The sequence below is a fragment of the Nocardioides sp. NPDC000445 genome (genome assembly GCF_040300245.1).
Taxonomy (GTDB): Bacteria; Actinomycetota; Actinomycetes; order Propionibacteriales; family Nocardioidaceae; genus Nocardioides.
The window spans coordinates 1-18,519 of sequence record NZ_JBEPDH010000009.1; the positions used below are offsets into that span (position 1 = coordinate 1).

Annotated in this window: 21 protein-coding genes; 11 read left to right on the top strand and 10 right to left on the bottom strand. The window is 70.3% G+C overall.

From position 1 onward, the window contains the following. On the bottom strand, positions 1-425 hold a 425-nt coding region (locus ABT304_RS13600), incomplete at its 3' end, for a carboxyl transferase domain-containing protein (protein ID WP_350715871.1). An 87-nt stretch (positions 426-512) separates the two neighbouring features. Here ABT304_RS13600 and ABT304_RS13605 point away from each other — a divergent pair. Then, positions 513-1,184: a TetR/AcrR family transcriptional regulator gene (locus ABT304_RS13605; protein ID WP_160022120.1), complete on the top strand. Its 672-nt coding sequence runs from the start codon at positions 513-515 to the stop codon at positions 1,182-1,184. 308 nt (positions 1,185-1,492) lie between these two features. Here the strand turns inward: ABT304_RS13605 and mftR are convergent, their stop codons facing one another. After that, positions 1,493-2,104 (bottom strand): mycofactocin system transcriptional regulator MftR, encoded by a 612-nt coding sequence (gene mftR / locus ABT304_RS13610; protein ID WP_179658723.1) that lies wholly within the window; start codon positions 2,102-2,104, stop codon positions 1,493-1,495. 153 nt (positions 2,105-2,257) lie between these two features. Between mftR and mftA the strand changes: the two genes are divergently transcribed. Genes mftA through ABT304_RS13650 form a run of 8 tightly spaced genes read left to right on the top strand, consistent with a single transcriptional unit; the run spans position 2,258 to position 8,809 of the window. Next, complete coding sequence (gene mftA, locus ABT304_RS13615; RefSeq protein ID WP_179658722.1) at positions 2,258-2,356, top strand: mycofactocin precursor MftA; 99 nt, start codon at positions 2,258-2,260, stop codon at positions 2,354-2,356. A 26-nt stretch (positions 2,357-2,382) separates the two neighbouring features. Further along, complete coding sequence (gene mftB / locus ABT304_RS13620) at positions 2,383-2,652, top strand: mycofactocin biosynthesis chaperone MftB (protein ID WP_350715874.1); 270 nt, start codon at positions 2,383-2,385, stop codon at positions 2,650-2,652. 10 nt (positions 2,653-2,662) lie between these two features. Then, complete coding sequence (gene mftC / locus ABT304_RS13625) at positions 2,663-3,874, top strand: mycofactocin radical SAM maturase (protein ID WP_350715876.1); 1,212 nt, start codon at positions 2,663-2,665, stop codon at positions 3,872-3,874. A 25-nt stretch (positions 3,875-3,899) separates the two neighbouring features. Beyond that, the gene (gene mftD / locus ABT304_RS13630) at positions 3,900-5,138 is read left to right on the top strand and encodes a pre-mycofactocin synthase MftD (protein WP_350715878.1); all 1,239 of its coding nucleotides are present in this window, start codon (positions 3,900-3,902) and stop codon (positions 5,136-5,138) included. Then, a complete protein-coding gene (gene mftE, locus ABT304_RS13635; protein WP_350715880.1) occupies positions 5,135-5,806 on the top strand; it encodes a mycofactocin biosynthesis peptidyl-dipeptidase MftE in 672 nt (223 codons plus the stop codon). The genes mftD and mftE overlap by 4 nt, the downstream gene beginning before the upstream one ends. Next, entirely contained in the window at positions 5,803-6,594 is a 792-nt protein-coding gene (locus tag ABT304_RS13640) for a mycofactocin-coupled SDR family oxidoreductase (RefSeq protein WP_350715882.1), read from the top strand. The genes mftE and ABT304_RS13640 overlap by 4 nt, the downstream gene beginning before the upstream one ends. Beyond that, positions 6,591-8,054: a mycofactocin biosynthesis glycosyltransferase MftF gene (gene mftF / locus ABT304_RS13645; protein ID WP_350715884.1), complete on the top strand. Its 1,464-nt coding sequence runs from the start codon at positions 6,591-6,593 to the stop codon at positions 8,052-8,054. The genes ABT304_RS13640 and mftF overlap by 4 nt, the downstream gene beginning before the upstream one ends. Beyond that, positions 8,045-8,809, top strand: coding sequence for an SDR family NAD(P)-dependent oxidoreductase (locus ABT304_RS13650; RefSeq protein ID WP_350715886.1), 765 nt, complete (start codon positions 8,045-8,047; stop codon positions 8,807-8,809). Before mftF ends, ABT304_RS13650 begins: the two co-directional genes overlap by 10 nt. Positions 8,810-8,876: 67 nt before the next feature. Here the strand turns inward: ABT304_RS13650 and ABT304_RS13655 are convergent, their stop codons facing one another. From ABT304_RS13655 to ABT304_RS13670, 4 genes are read right to left on the bottom strand one after another with little or no spacing between them, the layout of a single operon-like run. Further along, the gene (locus ABT304_RS13655; protein WP_350715888.1) at positions 8,877-10,091 is read right to left on the bottom strand and encodes a cytochrome P450; all 1,215 of its coding nucleotides are present in this window, start codon (positions 10,089-10,091) and stop codon (positions 8,877-8,879) included. Beyond that, positions 10,088-11,362 carry an NAD(P)-binding domain-containing protein gene (locus tag ABT304_RS13660; protein WP_350715890.1) on the bottom strand — a complete coding sequence of 425 codons (1,275 nt, stop codon included), beginning with the start codon at positions 11,360-11,362 and terminating at the stop codon, positions 10,088-10,090. Before ABT304_RS13660 ends, ABT304_RS13655 begins: the two co-directional genes overlap by 4 nt. After that, entirely contained in the window at positions 11,359-12,558 is a 1,200-nt protein-coding gene (locus ABT304_RS13665) for an NAD(P)/FAD-dependent oxidoreductase (RefSeq protein WP_350715892.1), read from the bottom strand. The genes ABT304_RS13660 and ABT304_RS13665 overlap by 4 nt, the downstream gene beginning before the upstream one ends. Next, the gene (locus tag ABT304_RS13670) at positions 12,555-12,749 is read right to left on the bottom strand and encodes a ferredoxin (RefSeq protein WP_179658712.1); all 195 of its coding nucleotides are present in this window, start codon (positions 12,747-12,749) and stop codon (positions 12,555-12,557) included. Before ABT304_RS13670 ends, ABT304_RS13665 begins: the two co-directional genes overlap by 4 nt. A gap of 114 nt (positions 12,750-12,863) precedes the next feature. On the opposite strand from ABT304_RS13670, the gene ABT304_RS13675 reads away from it, so the two are divergent. Next, positions 12,864-13,514, top strand: coding sequence for a TetR/AcrR family transcriptional regulator (locus ABT304_RS13675; RefSeq protein WP_350715894.1), 651 nt, complete (start codon positions 12,864-12,866; stop codon positions 13,512-13,514). A gap of 11 nt (positions 13,515-13,525) precedes the next feature. On the opposite strand, the gene ABT304_RS13680 is transcribed toward ABT304_RS13675, so the two are convergent. Genes ABT304_RS13680 through ABT304_RS13695 form a run of 4 tightly spaced genes read right to left on the bottom strand, consistent with a single transcriptional unit; the run spans position 13,526 to position 17,114 of the window. Next, complete coding sequence (locus tag ABT304_RS13680; RefSeq protein WP_350715896.1) at positions 13,526-13,954, bottom strand: Zn-ribbon domain-containing OB-fold protein; 429 nt, start codon at positions 13,952-13,954, stop codon at positions 13,526-13,528. Then, positions 13,951-15,126 (bottom strand): thiolase domain-containing protein, encoded by a 1,176-nt coding sequence (locus ABT304_RS13685; RefSeq protein ID WP_350715898.1) that lies wholly within the window; start codon positions 15,124-15,126, stop codon positions 13,951-13,953. The genes ABT304_RS13680 and ABT304_RS13685 overlap by 4 nt, the downstream gene beginning before the upstream one ends. Further along, positions 15,123-16,340: a CaiB/BaiF CoA transferase family protein gene (locus ABT304_RS13690; protein ID WP_350715900.1), complete on the bottom strand. Its 1,218-nt coding sequence runs from the start codon at positions 16,338-16,340 to the stop codon at positions 15,123-15,125. The genes ABT304_RS13685 and ABT304_RS13690 overlap by 4 nt, the downstream gene beginning before the upstream one ends. Next, positions 16,341-17,114, bottom strand: coding sequence for an enoyl-CoA hydratase-related protein (locus ABT304_RS13695; protein ID WP_350715902.1), 774 nt, complete (start codon positions 17,112-17,114; stop codon positions 16,341-16,343). A 173-nt stretch (positions 17,115-17,287) separates the two neighbouring features. Between ABT304_RS13695 and ABT304_RS13700 the strand changes: the two genes are divergently transcribed. Beyond that, complete coding sequence (locus tag ABT304_RS13700) at positions 17,288-18,505, top strand: CaiB/BaiF CoA transferase family protein (RefSeq protein ID WP_350715904.1); 1,218 nt, start codon at positions 17,288-17,290, stop codon at positions 18,503-18,505. The last annotated feature ends 14 nt before the right edge of the window (positions 18,506-18,519 follow it).

Genomic DNA, 18,519 nt, shown 5'->3' on the forward strand with positions numbered 1-18,519 from the left:
AGCGGGGACCCGGTCTTGATGGCCAGGTCCATGATCTTGGTGATCTTCTCGCCATAGACCTCACCCAGCGACCCACCGAAGACGGTGAAGTCCTGGGAGAACACACACACCTGGCGGCCGTCGATGGTGCCGTACCCGGTCACCACCCCGTCCCCGAAGGGCCGGTTCTTCTCCAGCCCGAACGCGGTCGACCGGTGCCGGGCCAGCTCATCGACCTCCTGGAAGGAGCCCTCATCCAACAACATCGCGATCCGCTCCCGCGCGGTCTGACGCCCCTTCGCATGCTGCTTCTCCACCGCCTTGGCGGAACCAGCATGGACAGCCTCGTCAAGACGACGCTCCAGCTCGGCCAGCTTCCCGGCAGTCGTGTGCAGATCGATCTCGGCGCCCGAGGAATCGGGTGCGGTGGTGGGCTCGGCGCTCAACGGGACTCCTTGTGAACTTCAGTGTCAATGAGTGAGACTAAGTGTCATGCGGCATGATGTCCAGGGATCGTTCCAAAAGGGAGAGTGATGGCAGCAGCGCGTGACGAGATCTCGGATGCGGCGTTCCGCCTGTTCGGGATCCAGGGGTACGCCGCCACCTCTGTCGACGACATCGCGTCCGAGGCCGGCGTCAGCCGCAGCACCTTCTTCCGCTCCTTCGGGTCCAAGGAAGCGGTGATCTTCCCTGACCACGATGAGATTCTCGGCCGCGTCGAAGAGCGACTCCGTTCCTCGCCCGCAGACGCCGGCCTCGCCGCCGTCACGGACGCGGTCAAGATCGTGCTGTTCCACTACGTCGCGGAGGGCGAGCGTGCGCGGGAGCGCTATGGGCTGACCTCCACCGTGCCGGCTCTCCGTGAGCGTGAGCTGGTGAGTGGTGCCCGCTACCAGCGCCTCTTCCGTCGCTACCTGAGCCACTGGGCCGACGCCTCGCCAGAGGCGGAGCTCCGTGCCGAGATGACGGCCGCGGCAGTCGTCGCGGCACACAACCGCGTGCTTCGCCGATGGCTCAGGCGCGAGTGCACGGACCCCCAGCGGGAGATCGAGCAGGCCCTGGCCGCCGTCCATCGCACCTTCGCCGACGAGAGCGAGGCATCGATCGGGATGCTCGTCGTTCCGGCCGGCGTACCCGCCTCTGCGGTGGAGAAGGCCGTGAAGAGGGCGTTGGAGGGCATCGCCGTCCGCAACCTCGATCAGTGACACCGGATCAGGCCGATGAGCGGACGGGCTGGCCTGTAAGCCGGGGAGCGGTCCCGTGTGAAGGGTTGGTGATTGGGGCCGACGGAAACCGGCGGTTGACCTGCGGAAACATGATTATTAGTGACGGTTGTCAATGGTCTGGAGTGACTCTCGACCGGACAGTAGCCGGACAGTAGCCGGACGCAGGCGGTCCAGCCCTGGTCTGACGCATTCGTGCGCCGTCCCCAGTGGAAGCCGCCGCCGAGCTCGACGCGAAGCGCGCGATCGCCCAGGGCACCTCCGTCGCCGCGGCCCTGTAGCCGCAGGCGTCAGCTCGAGACGTACGTGCGCAGGTGGCCCATCGTGGCGTCGAGCAGGTCGGGGAGCGAGGCGTCCTCGTCGTCGAGCCATGCCTGGTAGGAGGTCAGGGCGAGGGCGAGGGAGACCTGGCCGACGGTCTGGGGGAGGAGGTCGTCGGAGCGGAGGCCGGTGCGCTCGGCGACGTAGTCGGCGATGACCTCGCGCCAGCTGGCGTAGCGGAGTACCGAGTGGGCCTGGAGGGCCGGGGTGGTGAGGATCAGGCGCATCCGGTCGCGGTGGCTGGGGCTGGCGTCGGTGGGGAAGTCGTTGAAGGCGAGTACGCCGCGGTGGACCGCAATGTGGAGCGGGAGCTCGGTGGGCATGGAGCGCAGGATCTCGCGGAAGGCGTCGAGGGTGCGGTCGAACTGGCCCCAGGGGATGTCGTTCTTGGAGGGGTAGTAGCGGGTGATGGTGCGTCGGCCGACCCCGATCGCCTCGCCGATGTCGTCGAGGGTGGTGGCCTCGAAGCCCTTGGTCATGAAGAGCTGGAAGGCGGCCTGCTCGATCTCCGCGTGCGTGGTGGCGGCGGGGCGTCCGCGGAGCGAGCTGCGCCGCGTCGCGGGGGCGGGGCTGGTCGGCATTCGTCGGAATCTATCAGCCGCGTTAGGCGCGCCGAAGGCAAAAGAGTCGCCGATTCGGGCGAACCCCTATCTTTTTGACCCCGAGTGTCATTAATGTGGTGTGCGTCACCGAAGACCGCGTCCTCGGACGCCGAAAGATGAAGGAGAGCTGTCATGAACCCTGAAGAGAACACCCAGGTCGTGGACGAGGCCCTGACCGAGGAGTCGTTGATCGAAGAGGTCTCGATCGACGGCATGTGCGGCGTCTACTGAGCATCGTCATGCTGAGTGATCCGAGCATGGCCGTGAGCCTGGACAGCGCGTGGGCGCTGTCGCCGTCGGTCGAGCTGCGGCCCGAGCCCTTCGGGGCGCTGGCCTACCACTTCGGGAACCGGAAGCTGACCTTCCTCAAGCGCCCCGAGCTGGTGGCGGTCGTGCGCGCCCTCGGGTCGCACCCGGACGTGCGCGGTGCGCTCGTGGCATCGGGAGTGCCGGAGGGCCAGCACGCTGCGTACGTCGCTGCGCTCTCCGGTCTGGCCCGGACCGACATGATCCGTCCCGTGACGTGAGGAGCCTGTGATGAAGCTGGTGGAGCACTTCGAGCTCGGCCTGGATGCGCCGATCTGCCTGACCTGGGAGCTGACCTACGCGTGCAACCTGGAGTGCGCGCACTGCCTGTCGAGCAGCGGCCGGCGCGACCCGCGCGAGCTGACCACCGAGCAGTGCGAGGCGGTGATCGACGAGCTGCAGCGGATGCAGGTCTTCTACGTGAACATCGGCGGTGGCGAGCCGACCGTACGTCCCGACTTCTGGCACCTGGTCGAATATGCAGTCGCCCACGACGTCGGGGTGAAGTTCTCGACCAACGGCGTCCGGCTCACCCCGGAACGGGCCCGGTGGCTGGCCGCGAGCGACTACGTGGATGTCCAGATCTCGCTGGACGGTGCCACGGCCGAGGTCAACGACCGGGTGCGGGGGACGGGGTCCTACGACACCGCGATCACCGCGCTGCGCAACCTGCACGAGGCGGGGTTCCGCGACGCCAAGCTCAGCGTGGTCTGCACCCGGGAGAACATCGGGCAGCTCGACGAGTTCAAGGCGATCGCGGACCGGTTCGGGGCAACGCTGCGGCTGACCCGGCTGCGTCCCTCGGGCCGCGGGGCGGATGTGTGGGACGAGCTCCATCCGCTGCCCGAGCAGCAGCGGGAGCTCTATGAGTGGCTTGTCGCCAACGGCGACCATGTGCTCACCGGGGACTCCTTCTTCCACCTGGCCGCCTTCGGGCCCGAGGACGGGAGTGGCGCACTGCCGGGGCTCAACCTGTGCGGCGCCGGCCGCGTGGTGTGCCTGATCGACCCGGTAGGCGATGTCTATGCCTGTCCGTTCGCGATCCACGACCAGTTCCTGGCCGGCAACCTGCTCACCGACGGCGGCTTCGACAATGTGTGGAAGACCTCGGCGCTCTTCCAGGAGCTGCGTGAGCCGCAGACCGGTGGCGCCTGCTCGGGGTGCGCCCACTACGACTCCTGCCGCGGCGGCTGCATGGCCGCGAAGTTCTTCACCGGCCTGCCGCTGGACGGGCCGGACCCCGAGTGCGTCCAGGGGTACGGCGAGACCGCCCTGGCCGGTGCCCGGACCATCCCCGCAGTCGGCCAGGACCACTCCCGCAGCGCCCCCAGCCGCAACGCGCCGGTGCTGCTGACGCTCTCCCGTCGGCGTCCGGACTCGGATCTGGCTCCGCCGGTGAGTGCGTGTGCCGAGTCGCCGCTGGCCGGCTTCGCCCCCAACTGAACCTCTTGAAGAAGCGAGAACTGAGATGCCCTGGAAGAACCCCTGGAAGCAGAACCCGTGGTTCGAGTCCGTCGCGGTGGCGCAGGAGCGTGCCCGCAAGCGGCTGCCGAAGCCCGTGTACGCAGCCTTGCTGGCCGGCTCGGAGCGCGGCCAGACGATCGCGGACAACCAGCAGGCGTTCGCCGACCTCGGGCTCGCGCCGCACGTGGCCGGCCATCACGACAAGCGCGAGCTGGCGACCACGGTGCTGGGCCAGGAGATCGGGTTTCCGGTGATCATCTCGCCCACCGGCGTACAGGCTGTCCATCCCGACGGTGAGGTTGCGGTCGCGCGGGCGGCGGCGGCCCGGGGCACGGTGATGGGGCTGTCCAACTTCGCCTCGAAGTCGGTCGAGGAGGTGGTGGAGGCCAACGCGGCGACGTTCTTCCAGATGTACTGGACCGGTGACCGCGACGTGATGATCCGCCGGATGCGCCGGGCCCACGCGGCCGGGGCGAAGGCGCTGATCGCCACCCTCGACTGGTCCTTCTCCATGGGCCGCGACTGGGGCAGCCCGGAGATCCCGGAGAAGGTCGACCTCTCCGCGATGCTCAGGTTCGCTCCCCAGGTGATGAGCCGGGGGAGATGGCTGGCGGCGTACGCCCGCAGCGGTGGCATCCCGGACCTGACCGCACCCAACCTGGCACCGATCGCCGACGACGGCAGCCTGGGGGAGCCGCCCACGTTCTTCGGTGCCTACTACGAGTGGATGACCACGCCGCCACCGTCTTGGGACGACGTCGCCTGGATGGTGAGCACCTGGAAGGAGCTGAGTGGCGGCAAGCCGTTCATGCTCAAGGGCGTGTGCCGGGTCGACGACGCGCTGCGCGCGGTCGACGCGGGCGTGGACGCGATCTCGGTCTCCAACCACGGCGGCAACAACCTCGACGGCACTCCGGCCACGATCCGGGTGCTGCCCCCGATCGCCGCCGCGGTGGGCGACCAGATCGAGGTGCTCCTCGACGGTGGCGTACGCCGCGGCTCCGACGTCGCCAAGGCGCTCGCCCTGGGCGCACGTGCGGTGATGGTCGGGCGTGCCTACCTGTGGGGCCTGGGCGCCAACGGCCAGGCCGGTGTCGAGAACGTCCTCGACATCCTCCGCAACGGCCTCGACTCCGCGGTCCTGGGCATGGGCAAGGCCTCCATCCACGACCTCACGCCGGAGGACCTGGTGATCCCCGACGGCTTCGAGCTCGCGCTCGGGCAACCATCGGGCCGGCCGTGAGCCTGGTCGACCGCCCCTGGCCGGAGATCGTGCCGGGCGGCGCGGTCCTGGTGCCGGTGGGGTCCACCGAGCAGCACGGCCCCCACCTGCCGCTCGACGTCGACACGGTGATCGCGACCGCGGTGGCCGACGAGCTCGCGCCGCTCATCGGCGCCTCCGTCGCTCCGGCTGTGCCGATCGGTGCCAGCGGGGAGCACCAGTCGTTTCCCGGGACGATCTCGATCGGGACCGCGGTGCTCACCTCGGTCCTCGTCGAACTCGGCCGCTCGCTGACCACGTGGGCCTCCCGGGTCGTCCTGGTCAACGGTCACGGCGGCAACCTGGACGCGGTCACGGCCGCCGTCACGGTCCTTCGCACCGAGGGGAGAGAGGTGTCCTGGGTGCCCTGTCAGACCCCTGACGCGGACTCGCACGCCGGCCGCACCGAGACCTCGCTCATGCTGCATCTGGCCCCCGAAAGGGTACGCCTGCGGCAGGCCGTCCCCGGCAACACCCGCCCGATCATCGAGCTGCTGCCGGCGATGCGGGCAGGCGGCGTCGAAGCCGTCTCGGCCAACGGTGTCCTCGGCGACCCGACCGGAGCGAGCGCCGAGCAGGGCAAGCGCATCCTCGAGGCGATGGTCGTCGCTGCCTATGACCGGCTCCGGATGGGAGTGGCGGCACGATGAGTGTCGAGACGACACGGGTCGCGCTGGTGACCGGTGCCGCGCGCGGGATCGGCGCGGCGACAGTGCGCGGCCTGGTGGCCGAGCGCGTACGCGTCGTCGCGCTCGACTGGTGCGCGGGGGAGCACTCTCCGGCCGGCTATCCCCAGGCCACGCAGGGCGACCTGGACACCCTGGTCGCCTCGCTCCCGGCCGGCTGGATCGAACCGGTCGTCGGTGACGTACGGGACCCGGCGGCGCTGACCGCCGCGGTCGATGCTGCGAAGGACAGGTGGGGGCGGCTCGACATCGCCGTCGCAGGTGCGGCGGTTATCGCCGGCGGTCGCCCGCTGTGGGAGGACACCTCGCTCGACCTGCAGTGGCAGATCGACGTCGCCGGGGTCTGGAACACCGCGGCCGCCGCCGTCCCCGCGATGCTCGCCGGGCCCGACCCCAGCGGCTGCCGGTTCGTCGCGCTCGCCTCCGCCGCGGGCTCGCGCGGGCTGTTCCACCTCGCCGCCTACAACGCCGCGAAGCATGCCGTGATCGGCCTGGTGAGAGGCCTGGCCGCCGACCTGGCCGGTACGGGCGTGACCGCCTGCGCCGTCTCGCCGGGCTCCACAGATACCGCGATGCTCGCCGCGACCGCCGACCTCTACGCGGTCGGCCCGGACGACCTCGCCGCACACCAGCTCCTGCGCCGCCCGCTCACACCCGACGAGGTCGCCGCCACCGTCGTCCACGCCTGCTCGCGTGCCGGGGCGGTGCTCAACGGCTCGGTCGTCGCCGCCGACGGAGGCTTCGGCGGATGACGCTTCAGCGGGTGAGGCTGCCGGATGGGTTCACGGTGCGGGTGCGTGATGACGTACGTCTCCTGCCCACGGCGGACGGTGGCTTGTCGCTGGTCGGCGGCTCCCCGTTGCGGTCCATGCGCCTGGCACCCACGGCCGCCGACCGTGTGATCGGCAGGCAGGTTCGGGTCCACGATGCCACCACCGACGTCATCGCTCGCCGCCTGCTCGACGGCAACCTCGCCGATCCCGCGGACGTGGCGCCCGTCGACCCGGCCGAGCTCACGGTGATCGTCCCGGCCCACGACCGGCCCGAGCTCCTCGACCGCTGTCTGGCCGCCCTGAGCGGGCTGAGCGGGCTCGGCGTCATCGTCGTCGACGACGCCTCCCGCGACTCGGGCGCCGTCGCGGAGGTCGTACGCCGCCACGGCGCCACCCTCCTCGCGCTCACCGACAACCTGGGACCCGCCGGCGCCCGCAACGCCGGACTCACCCAGGTCACCACCACCTACGTCGCCTTCGTCGACTCCGATGTCGCCGCCGCCCCGAAGATGCTCGCGCAGTTGGCCGGCCATCTCGTGGACCCTCGGGTGGCGCTGGTGGGGCCGCTGGTGCGGGGGCACAGCGACAAGGCTCGGCCGGCGTGGTTCGAACGCCACGACATGGCCGCCTCCTCGCTCTCCCTGGGCACCAGAGCGTGCTCGGTGCGTCCCGGCGCGGCCGTCGGCTGGCTGCCGTCCGCCTGCCTCGTCGCCCGCACCTCGACCCTGCGAGAGGTCGGCGGCTTCGCCGGCGACCTGCGCGTGGGCGAGGACGTCGACCTGGTCTGGAGACTGGTCGAGGCCGGACACGTGGTCCGCTACGCGCCCGACCTCGAGGCTCTGCACGAGGTCCGCGGAACGATCCGCGGCTGGCTCGGCCGCAAGCTCGTCTACGGCACCGGCGGCGCCGAGCTCGGCCGCCGCCACGGGGACGCGATCGCCCCGGCCATACTCTCCCCGGCCATGGCCACCGCCGGAGCCGCCCTCCTCGCCGGCCGCTGGTGGTCGGCACCCGCAGCACTCGCCTCGCTGATCTGGGGCAGCCGCGTCGTCTCGGAGGCTCTCCCCGACCTACCCGGCCGCCGTGGTCTCGCCTCGCGCCTCGCCGTACGAGGACTCGGCTGGTCGCTGCGCCAGGAGTCAGCGCTCCTGCTGCGCCACTGGTGGCCACTCACGCTGGTCGCCTGCCTGCTCAGCCGCACCGCACGCCGGATGGTGCTCGCCGCGCTCGTCGTCGACACCGCCGTCGCCCTCAACGAGACCGACATCCGGCCCACAACCTTCCTCGGCCGCCGCCTCGACGACCTCGCCTACGGCACCGGCCTCTGGCTCGGCGCTGCAAGATCGCGGTCCGTGCAGTGCCTCACCCCGCGCCTCGTACGTCACCACAGACTCACACCCGAAAAGAAGCTCGAGAAGGAAGTGCAGCCATGGCAGTGACTCGTCTGGATGGACGACGCATCATCATCACCGGCGGAGCGAGTGGCATGGGGGAGGGCCTCGTACGGTCCTTCCCGGCCCTGGGCGCCAAGGTCGTCTCGGTCGACCTCACCGAGGATGCCGGCGCCCGGATCGCCGAGGAGTCCGGTGCGGAGTTCCTCCCTGTCGACGTCGCCGACAAGGAGTCGGTCGACAGCACCTTCGCCGCCGCGGTGGAGAAGCTGGGTGGCCTCGACGTCCTGGTCCACGCCGCCGGCATCGCGCCGTCCTCGCCCGCCGAGGAGAGCTCGGTGGACCTGTGGACCAAGGTGCTCTCGGTCAACACCCTGGGCACCATGCTGACCAACCAGGCCGCCTTCGCGCATCTGAAGGGGGAGGGTGGCCAGATCATCAACTTCGCCTCCGCCGCCGGGGTCATCGGCTTGCCGAACAAGTCGGTCTACGCGATGAGCAAGGGTGGCGTGATCGCCTGGACCCGGACCGCGGCCAAGGAGTGGGGCAAGCACAACGTGTCGCTCAACATGATCGCCCCCGCGATCTGGACCCCGATGTACGACAAGACCCGCTCGGAGATGGGCCCCGAGGCTCTCGCCGCCCACGACGCGTTCATGGGGCAGAACGTCCCGCTCGGCGGCAAGCTCGGTGACGTGGAGAAGGACTTCATCCCGGTGCTCGCCTTCTATGCCTCAGAGGGGGCGCGCTTCATCACTGGACAGATCGTCTCGGTCGACGGCGGCACCTTGATGGTCCGCTGACGCGGATGCGCTGAGGCGCGGGGGGTGCCGGGCTCGTGCTCGACACCCCCGCGTCGTTCGAGACGGCTCAGCGGGTGACCATGAGCTTGAGGACTCCGTAGTTGGTGCCGGTGAAGTCCATCGGCACCTCCTCCAGCGGGGTCGCCAGGCGAAGGTCGGGGAAGCGTTCGAAGAGCTTGGGCAGGACGGTACGCAGCTCGGCGCGCGCGACGTTCTGGCCCAGGCAGGCGTGGATGCCGTAGCCGAAGCCCATGTGGCGGAACGCCTTGCGGTCGATGTCGAGGGTGTCGGGGTCGTCGAAGGCGCGGGGGTCGCGGTTGGCGGCGTTCATCGCCACGACGACGAGGTCGCCCTTCTCGATCTGGGCGCCGCCGAGTTCCAGGTCCTCCTTGGCCACGCGGCCGAGGCCGAACTGCACGATCGTCAGATAGCGCATCAGCTCCTCGACGGTGCTGCCGATCTTCTCCGGGTGCGCCATCAGGTCCTGGCGCTGCTCGTCGTGGGTGAGCAGGGTCAGGGTCGAGAGGCCCATCATCGCGGCGGTGGTGTCGTGCCCGGCGAACAGGAGGAGTACACCGAGGCCGATCAGCTGCTCCTCGGTCATGGGGGTCTGGTCGCCGTCGGTCTTGTTGATCAGCTCGGCCAGGATGCCGTCGGTCGCGCCGGTACGCCGCTTGTCGGCGACGAGCTCGGTGATGTAGCTGATCAGCCAGTGGGCGCCCTTGTCCCGCACCTCGCGGGGCTTGCCCATGTCCATCAGGTCGACGGTGGCGTCGTGGAAGCCGTCGCGGTCCTCGTACGGGACGCCGAGGAGCTCGCAGATGACCAGGCATGGGATGGGCAGCGACATCGCCTGGACGAAGTCGAAGGTCTCCGGACCGGCCTCGATCGCGTCGAGGTGCTCGTCGACGATCTTGTCGATGTAGGGCTGGAGCTTGGTCTGGACCGCCTTCGGGGTGAACCGGCCGGTGAGCAGGCGACGGAAGACGCTGTGGTCGGGCTCGTCCATGAACACGAAGCCGACGTCGAACGGCGTCTCGTCGTCTGCCGTGGCCACCTCGCCCTCCGGGGTGTCGTGGCGGTGGCGCTTCGCGCTGAAGCGGGGGTCGGTGAAGACCTGGCCGCCCTCCTCGAAGCGCGTGACGAGCCAGCCGGTGCTGCCGTTGGGGAAGCGGACCTTGGTGACAGGCTCGTCCTCACGCAGGTCGGTGTACGCGGTGGGCGGGTCGAACGGCCTGTTCGGCTCGCGGAGGGCGGGCTGGTCGATGAGGGTCTCGGTCACTTGGACTCCTTGGTGTCGTCGGGGGTGCTGTCGGGCTCGGTGTTGGCCGCGATGGCGGCGGTGATGCCCGCGTGGGTGGCGGTGGCCTTGCACCAGCCGGTGTAGGTCGCCAGGTGGAGCGCGGCCTCGCCGAGCTGGTCGGCGGTCAGCTCGCCGTTGACGAGGCCGCCGTTCGCGATGATCTGGATCAGCTCGGGCCTACCGACGGTCGCGGCGACGCCGAGGGTGAGCAGACGGCGGTCCCTGACCGAGAGCCCGGGCCGGGACCAGACCTTGGCGAAGAGGTAGTCGACCGTCTCGGCCGTGAACGGGTCCGCTTCCTCCGGCATGGCGGCGCTGAAGCCCGGTCCGTAGACCTGGTCCATCATCTCCAGGCCGAACTGGTGCACGTCGGCAGGCTCGGCCGGTGTCTCGGTGACCTCGGGCAGCTGCGTGGTCTCCCGGGCCTTGGCCTGGGCGACCTCGACCAGCGGGACGTCGACACCCAGCGTGGTGGCCAGGTCGCGGGCAGCGGCCAGGTCCTTGGTCATCAGCGGCTCGATCTTGCTCCCGATCCCGGCCGGCAGCGTGCCGTCGGGACCCTCCATGCGGAGCAGCTGCAGGAGCGTACGTCCCTCGGGGTCGGCGGTGTCGACGACCTCGGCGAGCCGGGCAGTGTCTACCCCGGCGGCCCGGGCGAGGGCCGCGGCCTCCGCGACCGTGCGCCAGCTGCCGTAGGTGATCACGTTGCGGGCGATCTTGGTGGCCATCCCGGCGCCGGTCGGGCCGCAGTGAACGACCTTCTTGGCCCAGTCGTCGAGGACGGGACGCGCGGCGTCGACGACGGCCTTGTCGCCGCCGATGATGGCGACCATGCCGTTCTCGGCGGCCTTGTCACCTGGCGTCACGCCGCAGTCCAGGAAGCCGACACCGTGCTCGACGCACAGGTCTGCGAGCTCGCGGACGACCGGGAGCGCGACCGTCGCCTGGAGGACGATGGTCAGGCCGGGGTGGGCTGCGGACAGCAGCCCGTCGGGGCCGCCGATCACCGCGCGGGCCTGGTCGGCGTCGACGACGGCGACCATCACCACGTCGCTCTCCTCGGCCACCCGCGCGGGGGAGGAGAGCGGGTCGGGGACGCCGGCAAGGTTGGCGGAGGCGTCGGGACGGATGTCGTAGACCGCGGGTACGCGGCCGCGGCGGGCGAGGCTGACGGCGACGCCGCCGCCGATCATGCCCAGGCCGATGACGCCGGCCGTGAGCGTGTCGCTGGGAGTGTTCTGGGTGGTCATGCTGCGCTCGATTCCTCGATAGGGGCCGCCTCGGCGACCAGCTTGCGGTAGCCGCGGGTCGCGCGGGCCAGGTTCACCCCGACCACGCCGCTGACGCGGCCGTCCTTTCCGAACAGGGCGACGAGCCTGCGGTCCTCGAGGCTGCCCTCGACGATCCGCACCTCGTCGGCGCCGCGGGTGCGCCCGTAGATCTGGATCTTCAGGTCGTACTGGTCCGACCAGACGTACGGCACGGACTCGAACGGGGCCGCGTCATCCGGGCCGGCCAGGATGTTGCGCGCCACGGCCAGGCCCTGCTCGGCGGCGTTGGTCCGGTGCTCGATCCGCAGGCGCTCGCCGGTGCGTGGGTCGAGCCACGAGGCGATGTCGCCTGCCGCCCACACCCCTGAGCCGGCGTGGAGGGTGGCGTCGCACTCCACGCCGTTGCCCACCGGGAGACCGCTCGAAGCGAGCCACTCCACGTTGGGAACCGCGCCGATGCCGATCAGGACCGCGTCGGCGGCGATCATCCGGCCACCGGCCAGATGTACGCCGGCGACCCGACCGTCGGAGGTGAGCACACCTTCGACCATGGCGTCGGTCTCGATCGAGACGCCGCGCTCGGCGTGGACGACACGGAGCATCGCGCCGAGATCGTCCCCGAGCACATCGCCCATCGGCTGGGCGACGTTGGTGACGAGCGTGACCTCGCAGCCGAGGTCACGGGCGACCGCCGCCGCCTCGGCGCCGACGAACCCGCCACCGACCACGACCAGACGTGGCTTGGGAGCCAGTTCTTCACGCAGAGCGAGCGCGTCCTCCAACGTACGCAGCACGTGCACTCCGGCCACGCCGTCGGTCCCGGGCAGCCGTCGGGCGCGAGTCCCGGTGGCGACCACGAGGGCGTCGTAGCCGATCCGGTCGCCGTCGACGAGCGTGACCTCGCGGGCCTCGGCGTCGAGCGCGACGGCGGCGCTGCCGAGCCGTAGGTCCAGGTCGAGCGCGTCGATCGCCTCGGTCGAGCGCAGCGCCAGCCGCTCGGGCGACCACTCGCCGGAGAGCAGCTGCTTGGACAGCGGCGGCCGGTCGTAGGGGAGATGCGACTCGTCGCCGATGAGGGTCAGCGACCCCTCGTAGCCGCCGCGCCGCAGCCCCTCGACCACGCTGAGGCCGGCGGCCGAGGCGCCGACCACGACGATGCGTGACGGGCGGCTCACTCGTGCACCGCGATGCATGCTGCCGGGCACAGGGCCGCGGCCTGGCGTACGTTCTCATGCTCCGACTCCGGCGGGTTCTCCTCCAACAGGATGACGATCCCGTCGTCCTCGCGCTGGTCGAACACCTCGGGAGCGGCCAGGACGCACTGTCCCGCGCCGCAGCACTTCTCGGTCTCGATGGAAATCTGCATCAACAACCTCCGATGGATGTGATTGGGTCGTTCGGATGGAACAGACGAGAACGTACTCTTTTTGGCGCGACGCGCCAAAAATGACACGGCGAGACAAAAAGTGAGAATTGCGACATGAGCACAGCCAGTGACCCGGTGGCCCCCGCAGGACAGTCCGGTCCCCGTCTCGGCCGCCCCCGGATCAGCGATCGCCGCCGGCGCACCACCCAGCTGGAGATCGCCCACGAGGCCGTACGCCTCTTCATGGCGAAAGGGGTGGCGAGCACTTCGGCCGAGGAGATCGCCAACGCAGCTGGGATGTCGACCCGGACGCTGTGGCGCTACTTCTCGAGCAAGGAGCAGTGCGTGCAGCCCCTGCTCACCGCGGGCATCGACGGCCTGGTCGGTCGCCTGCGCGAGTGTCTGTCGGACGGGTCACCTTCCGACCTGCTGCGCGAGGGTGCCCTGGTCGCGTTCGCCACGGCCGGCGAGCTGGACTCGCTGCGCGGCCTCGTGCGTCTGACCAGGACCGAGCCCGGGCTGCGAGCCGTCTGGCTCCAGGGCCATGACGAAGCGGTCCGGGAGATCACTCACATGCTGGCCGACAGGAGCGGCCAGAGTCCCGACAGCCTGCCCGTGCTGGTCCAGGGCATGGTGCTCAATGCCGCTCTCACCGCGGCCGTCGAGCACTGGGCGTGGGCGGATCAGGAGGAGCTGAGCATCGACCAGGCCATCCGGGACGCACTGCATCTGGCTGCCTGTGCGCTGCCGGACCTGGAGGGTTGACTCCCGCGTCGTCAGGAGCCGGTGCGCGGGGTGAACCGGAGCGCCGGCGGGTTGCCCTCTCCGGCCTCGAACAGCGCCGTCACGGGGAGGCCGACCGCGAGCTGGTCCTCGGTGCAGCCGACGACGTTGGTGAGCACGGTGACGCCGATGTCGAGGGTGACCCAGGCGATCACGAACGGGGTGTGCTCGGCCCAGGCGCCGAACCCGCGGCGTACGACCGAGTAGCTGTAGATCTCCCCGTGGCCACTCACCTGCGGCCATTCGACGGCGTCGCCCGCGCACCGGGGGCAGAAGCCGCGGGGATACCAGAAGTGCTGCTCGCAGGCGGTACAGAACGGCACCACCAGGGTGCCCTGCTCGGCCGCGGCCCAGTAGGGGCGGGTCTCGGGGTCGAGGACCGGCGGGTCGGTGGGCAGGCCGGGCGAGAAGTAGGTGCTCATGAGAACTGCTCCAGGACGAGTGCGGCGCTGTAGTGGCGCTGGGAGAGCCGGAAACCGGTGCCCGCGACGAGGGCGAGCTCGCAGTCGGGCACCTGGACGGCGGGGGTCGCCTCGCCGCGAAGCTGGCGTACGGCTTCGATGACCTTGGTCATCCCGCCACGGTTGCCGGGGTGGTTGTTCATCAGTCCGCCGCCGTCGGTGTTCACCGGCACCCGACCGCCGGCGGCGGTGAGACCGAGATCCTCGACGTACGCCCCGCCTCGGCCGCGCTCGGCGAAGCCGAGATCCTCCAGGGCGAGCAGGACGGTGATGGTGAAGGAGTCGTAGAGGCCGAGGTAGTCGATGTCGGCGGGGCCGACGCCCGCCTCGGCGTACGCCTGCTCGCCTGCCCGCCGGTTCGCGGAGTAGGTCAGGTCGACCTGGCCGAAGGAGGAGTCCTTGTGCGCCTCGCCGTAGCCGCGGAGCAGGGCGCCGCGGCGGCCGAGGTCACGGGCGATGTCGGGGTGTACGACGACCAAGGCGCCGCCGCCGTCGGTCATCACGCAGCAGTCCAGCCGGTGCAGCGGGTCGGCGATCATCGGCGACTCCAGCACCTCCTCGACCGTGATCGGCTTCTGGAACCTCGCGTTCGGGTTGTGCTTGGCATGCTCGGAGGCGGCGACGCGCACCCAGGCGAGCTGCTCGGGGGTGGTGCCGAACTCGTGCATGTGCCGCCGGGCGACCAGGGCGTAGTCGGCGACCGGACCGTAGCCGCCGCGGAAGCCGTTGCTCTCGAAGCTCGCCACCGGCCCGGGAGCGAGCTCGAGGGCCGCGCTCTTGGTGCTCGCCTGGCTCGGCAGCCCGGCCAGGGTGATCACCGCGACCCGGCAGTGACCTGCGGCGATGGCCGCTGTGGCCTGGCCGACATAGGCGACGTACGTGGCCCCGCCGAGCTCGCCGGAGGCGGTGACCCTCGCCTGGATGCCGAGATACTCCATCAGGTCGACCGGGCCCAGACCCGGTGTCGTCGCGTCGCAGAAGAAGCCGTCGACGTCAGCGATGGTGAGGCCGGCTTCGGCGAGCGCGCCGTGGATGACCTCGCGGTGCACCTGGGCGACGGTGTGGTCGGGGAGCTTCCGTCCTGGGTGCTCGTAGGCGCCCACGATCACGGCGGCTCCGTTGAGGGAGTTCATCGAACGGCTCCGATCGTCTCGACCAGCACGCCCTCGTCGAGGAGTGTCTGGACGTCGGTGGGGGACAGGGACGTCTCCTGCGCGACCTCCCTGGTGTGCTGGCCCAGGAGCGGGGCGGGCGGCAGCGCGACCGGGTGGGTCGGGGAGAACGTCGCGGGGTAGGGGGCGAGCCGCAGCGGGCCGGCCACCGGATGGTCGACCGGCTCGAAGAAGCCGACCTCGCGCAGGTGCGGGTCATCGAGCAGGTCGCCGAGGGTGCGCACCTCGATCACCGGGATGTCCGCGGCGCGCAGCGCCTCGATCCAGTAGGCGGACGGGTGTTTGGTGAGCTCTCCCTCGACGAGCTGGTAGAGCTCGTCGATGTGCTGCGTGCGCCCGGTGATGGTGCGGAACCGAGGCTCCTCGGCGAGCTCGGGGCGGCCGATCAGATCGAAGAACGACAGCCACATCCGGTCGGTGTAGACGACTACGCCGAGGTGGCCGTCGCTGGTGGCGTACGGGTGCCGGAACGGCGACATCAGCCGTGGGTAGCCGGTCTCTCCGCGGGGCGGGTCGTAGGTGTGCCCGCCCTGGTGGTCGAGGAGGTTGAAGGCCACCATCGCCTCGAACATCGGCACGGTGACGATCCGGCCGACGCCGGTCCGCTCGCGAGCGAGCAGTGCCGCGAGGATCGAGTTCGCCGCGACCAGTCCGACGGTCTTGTCGGCGATCGCCGATCTCACGTACGCCGGCTCGCCGCTGCCGCCCTGGACGGCGGCCATCCCGCTGACCGCCTGGATCACGTCGTCGTACGCCGCCAGTCCGTCATAGCTGCCGCCCGGCCCGAATCCGACCAGGCTCGCGACCACGCAGCGAGGATTGGCCTCGAGGATCCGCTCCGGTGCGAGCCCGAGTCGGGCGACCGCCTGCGGGCGCAGGTTGGTGACGAACACGTCCGCGGTGGCGACCAGCTCCATGAGCAGGTTGCGGCCGCGGGGGTCCTTCAGGTCGACCGCGAGACTGCGCTTGCCGTGGTTGGCGCTGAGGAAGATCGGACCCAGCCCGAGACCGTCGTGGTCGAGGATCCCGCGGGTGAGATCGCCGTTCGGCTCCTCGACCTTGATCACCTCGGCGCCGAGCCGGGCCAGCTGCATCGTGCAGTAGGGGCCCATGAACGTGGTGGTCAGATCGAGGACGCGGAGGCCTTCGAGCAGATCCGTGGACGGTGTCGACATCTACCTGCTCGCGTCCTTGCCCGGGCGCTTCTCGGCGAAGTCGGCCAGGTAGGCGCGGAAGGCCTCGTCCCGGGTCGACTCCGCCTGGGCCCACGCCTCGGTCGCGATCGACTCCTCGAAATCCGCCCTCGTGGCCCCGTCGACGGAGCGTTTGACGGCCCGGCTGAGTCCAGCGCGGGACGCGTACGTCGCAGCCAGCCTATGCGCGCTCGTGAGCGGGTCCTCGGCGTCGAGGTCGCTCAGGCCGATCTCGCGGGCCCGGGACGCGTCGATGATCGCGCCGTCCAGCAGCAGCGACAGCGCGCGTGACCGGCCCACGCGCTCGACCAGCATCCAGGTGCAGCCGCCGCCCGGGTGCAGGCCGATCTGGGTGAAGGTGGGCCCGAAGCGGGCCCTCGGGCCGGCCACGATCAGGTCGCAGGCAAGCGCGATGTTGAGTCCGGCGCCGATCGCGGCGCCCTGCACCGCAGCCAGGGTTGGCACGGCGAGGTCGCGCAGGCCGAGGAACGAGGCGTACACCCCGCGGAGGTGGTCGCGGATCTCTTCGGTCGGCCGGTCGAGATCGCCGAACATCCCGTTCAGGTCGGCGCCCGCGCAGAAACCGCGTCCGGCGCCGGTCGCGACGACGGCTCCGACGGTGTCGGTCGCCGCGGTGTCGGCGATGGCGGTTCGGAGGTCGGCCAGGAGGTCGAGATCGAGGGCGTTGAGGCGGTCAGGAGCGTTCAGGGTGATCGTCCGGACCGGTCCGTCATCGGTGACGAGGACGCGGGTCATGGGCACTCCTCCGGATGGGCTACGGGCTCGCCAACACCGTACTTGACAAAAGCGTCAAAAGAAAGAAGCGGTCGACAGCGCCTGGCAGGCAAAGGATGTTCGGAACCAGTTGACGCTATCGTCAACTCGATCTAGTGTCCTAGGTCACACAACGTTCTCACCGAGGGGTACGCATGTCTGACAACCAGGTGCTTTCCGGAATCCGCGTGGTCGAGCTCGCGGCCTGGACCTTCGTGCCCACTGCGGGCGCCGTTCTGGCAGACTGGGGAGCCGACGTCCTCAAGATCGAGCATCCCGAGACCGGCGACCCGCAGCGTGCACTGATCAACTCGGGAATGGTCCCCGGCGCCGGGGACATCAACCACTTCGTCGAGCAGCCGAACCGCGGCAAGCGCAGCGTCGGGATCGACGTGGCCAACCCGAAGGGCCGCGAGGTGCTCTTCAAGCTCATCGAGTCGGCCGACGTGTTCGTCACCAACCTGCTGCCCGACTCCCGCAAGCGCCTGGGCATCGAGCCCGAGGACCTGCGCAAGATCAACCCCAGGATCATCTACGCCCGCGGCCATGGCTACGGCACCAAGGGCGACGAGGCGGACCGCGGCGGCTACGACCTGGCGGCCTACTGGTCGCGTGGCGGCATCGGGGATGCGTACGCTCCGATCGGCGGTGGCTACCCGCCGATCCAGCGCCCGGCCTTCGGTGACCTGTTCGCCGGGTTCGCGCTCGCCTCGGGCATCGTCGGCGCGCTGTTCAAGCGCGACCGCACGGGGGAGGCGTCGCTGGTCGACGTCTCGCTGGTCTCGACCGCGATGTGGCAGATCGCCACCGACGTCGTCGCCGCGGGCGTCACCGGCAACCCGATGCCGAAGTACGACCTGGACAAGATGCCCAACCCGGTCACCAGCCTCTACCAGACCTCCGACGGCCGGTTCCTCGCGTTCGTACTGCTGCAGGCAGACCGGTTCTGGAAGGAGTTCTGCGAGCGGCTCGGCCGCCCGGACCTGATCGAGGACGAGCGCTTCGCCAACGCCGGGGTCCGCTTCCGGAACAGCGCGGAGTGCGTCACCGAGCTGCGGGCCGCCTTCGGCGCGCAGCCGCTGGAGCACTGGAAGAAGGCCTTCGACGGCTTCGAGGGCGTCTGGGACGTGGTGCAGAACGCCGTCGACCTCCACTCCGACCCGGTCGTGATCGCCAACGGCTACCTGCCCCGGCTCAAGGACGGCCGCGACAACGAGTTCGCCGTCGTCGACAGCCCGGTCCAGTTCGACGAGCAGCCCAATGCACGCAGCCGAGCCCCCGAGCACGGCGAGCACACCGAGCTGGTGCTGATCGAGGCCGGGTACGACTGGGAGGACCTGCCCGCGCTCAAGGAGAGTGGGGCGATCCTGTGACGGCGGTCGCCAAC

What these genes read in the sequence shown, in the direction of transcription:
- ABT304_RS13605 (WP_160022120.1), top strand. Translation starts at nt 513, where the DNA reads ATGGCAGCAGCGCGTGACGAGATCTCGGATGCGGCGTTCCGCCTGTTC.
- mftR (WP_179658723.1), bottom strand. Translation starts at nt 2,104, where the DNA reads ATGCCGACCAGCCCCGCCCCCGCGACGCGGCGCAGCTCGCTCCGCGGA.
- mftA (WP_179658722.1), top strand. Translation starts at nt 2,258, where the DNA reads ATGAACCCTGAAGAGAACACCCAGGTCGTGGACGAGGCCCTGACCGAG.
- mftB (WP_350715874.1), top strand. Translation starts at nt 2,383, where the DNA reads ATGGCCGTGAGCCTGGACAGCGCGTGGGCGCTGTCGCCGTCGGTCGAG.
- mftC (WP_350715876.1), top strand. Translation starts at nt 2,663, where the DNA reads ATGAAGCTGGTGGAGCACTTCGAGCTCGGCCTGGATGCGCCGATCTGC.
- mftD (WP_350715878.1), top strand. Translation starts at nt 3,900, where the DNA reads ATGCCCTGGAAGAACCCCTGGAAGCAGAACCCGTGGTTCGAGTCCGTC.
- ABT304_RS13640 (WP_350715882.1), top strand. Translation starts at nt 5,803, where the DNA reads ATGAGTGTCGAGACGACACGGGTCGCGCTGGTGACCGGTGCCGCGCGC.
- mftF (WP_350715884.1), top strand. Translation starts at nt 6,591, where the DNA reads ATGACGCTTCAGCGGGTGAGGCTGCCGGATGGGTTCACGGTGCGGGTG.
- ABT304_RS13650 (WP_350715886.1), top strand. Translation starts at nt 8,045, where the DNA reads ATGGCAGTGACTCGTCTGGATGGACGACGCATCATCATCACCGGCGGA.
- ABT304_RS13660 (WP_350715890.1), bottom strand. Translation starts at nt 11,362, where the DNA reads ATGACCACCCAGAACACTCCCAGCGACACGCTCACGGCCGGCGTCATC.
- ABT304_RS13670 (WP_179658712.1), bottom strand. Translation starts at nt 12,749, where the DNA reads ATGCAGATTTCCATCGAGACCGAGAAGTGCTGCGGCGCGGGACAGTGC.
- ABT304_RS13675 (WP_350715894.1), top strand. Translation starts at nt 12,864, where the DNA reads ATGAGCACAGCCAGTGACCCGGTGGCCCCCGCAGGACAGTCCGGTCCC.
- ABT304_RS13680 (WP_350715896.1), bottom strand. Translation starts at nt 13,954, where the DNA reads ATGAGCACCTACTTCTCGCCCGGCCTGCCCACCGACCCGCCGGTCCTC.
- ABT304_RS13685 (WP_350715898.1), bottom strand. Translation starts at nt 15,126, where the DNA reads ATGAACTCCCTCAACGGAGCCGCCGTGATCGTGGGCGCCTACGAGCAC.
- ABT304_RS13690 (WP_350715900.1), bottom strand. Translation starts at nt 16,340, where the DNA reads ATGTCGACACCGTCCACGGATCTGCTCGAAGGCCTCCGCGTCCTCGAT.
- ABT304_RS13695 (WP_350715902.1), bottom strand. Translation starts at nt 17,114, where the DNA reads ATGACCCGCGTCCTCGTCACCGATGACGGACCGGTCCGGACGATCACC.
- ABT304_RS13700 (WP_350715904.1), top strand. Translation starts at nt 17,288, where the DNA reads ATGTCTGACAACCAGGTGCTTTCCGGAATCCGCGTGGTCGAGCTCGCG.